At 71.2% G+C, this 2,900-nt stretch carries 3 protein-coding genes; 1 reads left to right on the top strand and 2 read right to left on the bottom strand.

All coding sequences use genetic code 11. The features are described 5' to 3' along the window. Window positions 1–420 precede the first annotated feature (420 nt). Window positions 421–681 (bottom strand): DUF3253 domain-containing protein, encoded by a 261-nt coding sequence (locus tag RWP81_RS15850; RefSeq protein ID WP_243222968.1) that lies wholly within the window; start codon window positions 679–681, stop codon window positions 421–423. Window positions 682–728: 47 nt separating this feature from the next. Between RWP81_RS15850 and RWP81_RS15845 the strand changes: the two genes are divergently transcribed. Further along, window positions 729–1,460 carry a DUF2071 domain-containing protein gene (locus RWP81_RS15845; protein ID WP_314457722.1) on the top strand — a complete coding sequence of 244 codons (732 nt, stop codon included), beginning with the start codon at window positions 729–731 and terminating at the stop codon, window positions 1,458–1,460. Window positions 1,461–1,752: 292 nt separating this feature from the next. On the opposite strand, the gene RWP81_RS15840 is transcribed toward RWP81_RS15845, so the two are convergent. Then, complete coding sequence (locus RWP81_RS15840) at window positions 1,753–2,658, bottom strand: glycine betaine ABC transporter substrate-binding protein (RefSeq protein ID WP_314457720.1); 906 nt, start codon at window positions 2,656–2,658, stop codon at window positions 1,753–1,755. Window positions 2,659–2,900 lie beyond the last annotated feature (242 nt).

Raw genomic sequence — 2,900 nt, 5'->3', positions numbered from 1 at the left:
AGAAGCTGCGAGATTCGCGCGCTTCTGCGAGCAGCCGCACCTGGGGCCGCTCCGTCCCGCAAACAGCCGCGCGCGGCACGCGCCGCAGAATCGGACGCACGCGACAGAACGGATGCCGCGCCCTCGGCATCCGGATCCGGTGATGTCACCCGACTCCGATGCGCCCGCTCGCACCGGCCCTCACGGATCTCGCAGATCCGCGCGCACCTCGCAGAATCCTCGGTAGAAGCTGCGAGATTCGCGCGCTTCTGCGAGCAGCCGCACCTGGGGCCGCTCCGTTCCGCAAGCAGCCGCGCGCGGCACACGCCGCAGAATCGGACGCACGCGACAGAACCGGATGCCGCGCCCTCGGCATCCGGATCCGGTGACATCGACCGATTCCGATACGCTCCCCCGCCCGCTCGGCGCCGCGCCTGGGCCTCAGCGCGCCCGCCGGATGCGCACCGGCCCGCGCGCAGTCGTCACGTCGACCACCTCGCCCTTCTGGGTCACCTCGACCTCGCCGAGGCCCACCAGCTCGTGCGCGGCGTCGCGCGCCGGCTGCATCAGGTCGCGCCAGTCGTCTCCGCCGACCGCACGGGCGGCCTCGGAGGGGCAGATCGTCTTGTCGGCGTCGCGCGCGGCGAGCAGTTCTCGGATGGATGCCACGAGCCGCGGGTCTGCACCAGATGACGGGGCCATCTGTCCAGTGTCCCTCCGTGACGCGGCGCCGGGGTCAGAATGACCCGGTGATCACCGAGCGCCACGCCCCCGACCTGCCCGGCCGCGCCGTCATCGCACAGCGGTGGAACCGCGCCGTCTTCGTGCATTGGCGGGTCGACCCCGCAGACGTCGCGCCCTTCCTGCCCGCGGGGACGCGTCCCGATGTGCACGACGGCTCGGCGTGGGTGGGTCTCGTGCCGTTCGTGCTGAGCGGGTTCCGATTCCTGCCGTTCCCGCCCGTACCGCTGCTGGGCACGTTCACCGAGATCAATGTCCGCACCTACGCGGTCGACGACGCGGGCCGCCGCGGGGTGGTCTTCCGCACGCTCGAGGCCGAGCACCTCGCCCCGGTGGTCGCCGCCCGCGCGCTGTTCGGCCTCCCCTACCGCTGGGCGCGGGCGGGTGTGCGCACCGATGGCCGCCGCATCGAGTACCGGTCCCGGCGCCACGGGGGTCGGCATCCGGGCACTCGTCTGCGGGCGACGCTCGGCACCGAGACGGTCGACACCGACCTGTCGCGCTTCCTCACCGCGCGCTGGGGGTTCCACGAGCGTCACCTCGGGCGCACGATCTGGGCGGCGAACAGTCACGAGCCGTGGCCGCTCGTCACGGCCGAACTGGACGCGCTCGACGACGACCTCGTGGCCGACGCCGGCTTTCCCCAGCTCACCGGCCGCGCCCCCGACTCGGTGCTGGCGATGCCGGCGGGTCATCCCGGCTTCGTCACGCGATTCACCGCGGCGCGCGCGGTCGGGTAGACCCGCGACCGCGCGGGCGGTGCGATGACCGCGGGATGACGTTTTCCTCGCGGATCTGCGGTGGAAAGCGGCGAGGAAGCAGCCGTTCTGCGAGGAGTGCTCCGCAGCCGCATGCTCCGGAGGGGGCTAGCGCAGACCCGTAACCGGCGCCGCACGACGCCCCCACGATGGCAGAACGGCGATCACCTCGCAGAGGGTCGACGGAAAGATGCGAGGAGGCGGCTGTTCCGCGAGGAAGAGGAACGACGACGGCCCCCTCCGAACAGGAGAGGGCCGCCTCGCGAACTCGTCGTCAGTCGAGCTGCGTCGCGAACGCCTCGGGGTGCTGCTCGAGCCAGGCGTCCACCGCCTCGGCCTCGCGGCCCTCGCCGTACTCGTTGACCACGAGGTCTTCGAGGGCGCCGTACTGCTCGTCGTCGAGCTGGATGCCGGCGATGAGCTCGGCGGCATCCGGGTACTGCTCGGCGAAGCCGGAGGTGCCGAGGAAGTGCAGGGCCTCGGGGTCGCCCATCAAGCCCTGGGGGTCGTCGAGGTCCTTCACGTCGTACGCGTCGTTGGCCCAGAACGGACGCCACAGGGTGACCGCAATGTCCTTCTGGGCCGCGATGGCGTTGTCGAGCTCGGTCAGCATGGCCGCCGTCGACGAGGTGACGAGCTCGAGATCGCCGTCGAGTCCGTAGCCGGGGAGCATCGTCTCCTGCGTCTGCTTGGTCAGGCCCGCACCCGGCTCGATGCCGTAGATGCGGCCGTCGAAGCGCGCGGCGTTCGCCTTCAGCTCCTCGATCGAGTCGATGTCGACGTAGCTGGGCACCGCGATCGTGAGTTTGGCGTTGTCGTAGTACGCGCCGAGGTCGTCGATCTTGTCGCCGTAGCGGTCCATGTACGACTTGTGCGTCAGCTCGGGCCACGCCGAGGGGTAGATGTCGACGTCGCCCTGGGCGAGGCCGGTGTACAGCGGGCCCGCCTCAGTGAGGGTCTGCATCTCGACCGTGTAGCCGAGCTTCTCGAGCTGGTCTTCGAGCAGGTAGGCGGTGCTGAGACCGTCGGTCCACGAGGGCAGGAAGCCGAGGGTGATGGTGCCCTTGTCGCCTCCGCCGCCGTTTCCGCCTTCGGCCTGGTTGCCGCTGGCGCAGCCCGCGAGGGCGAGGGCGCCCACGGCGCCGAGCGCCAGAGCCGAGGTGAGGTGTCGCGTGTTCATTGCTGTGTTCTCTTCCGTTTCGTATGTGATTCCGTCTGTGCCCCCTCGTCCTGGCGCGTGAGGGGTCATGTTCTGTCGCTTGGGCGCCCCCGCGGCGACACTTTCCGCCCCTCACGCGCGCGGGCGAGGGGAGGGGATTTCCGGATGCCGGGGCTCAGCGCCCCGACGCCACCGGTGCGCGACGCGGTGCGGCCTGCTCGCGCTCGGCCTGGCTCGCGGCATCCGCTGACGCGGTGTCGACG

Source organism: uncultured Microbacterium sp. (assembly GCF_963521695.1).
Classification (GTDB): Bacteria; Actinomycetota; Actinomycetes; order Actinomycetales; family Microbacteriaceae; genus Microbacterium.
Note: the sequence above shows the minus strand (reverse complement) of the source record. Positions and strands in the feature narration are given on the sequence as shown.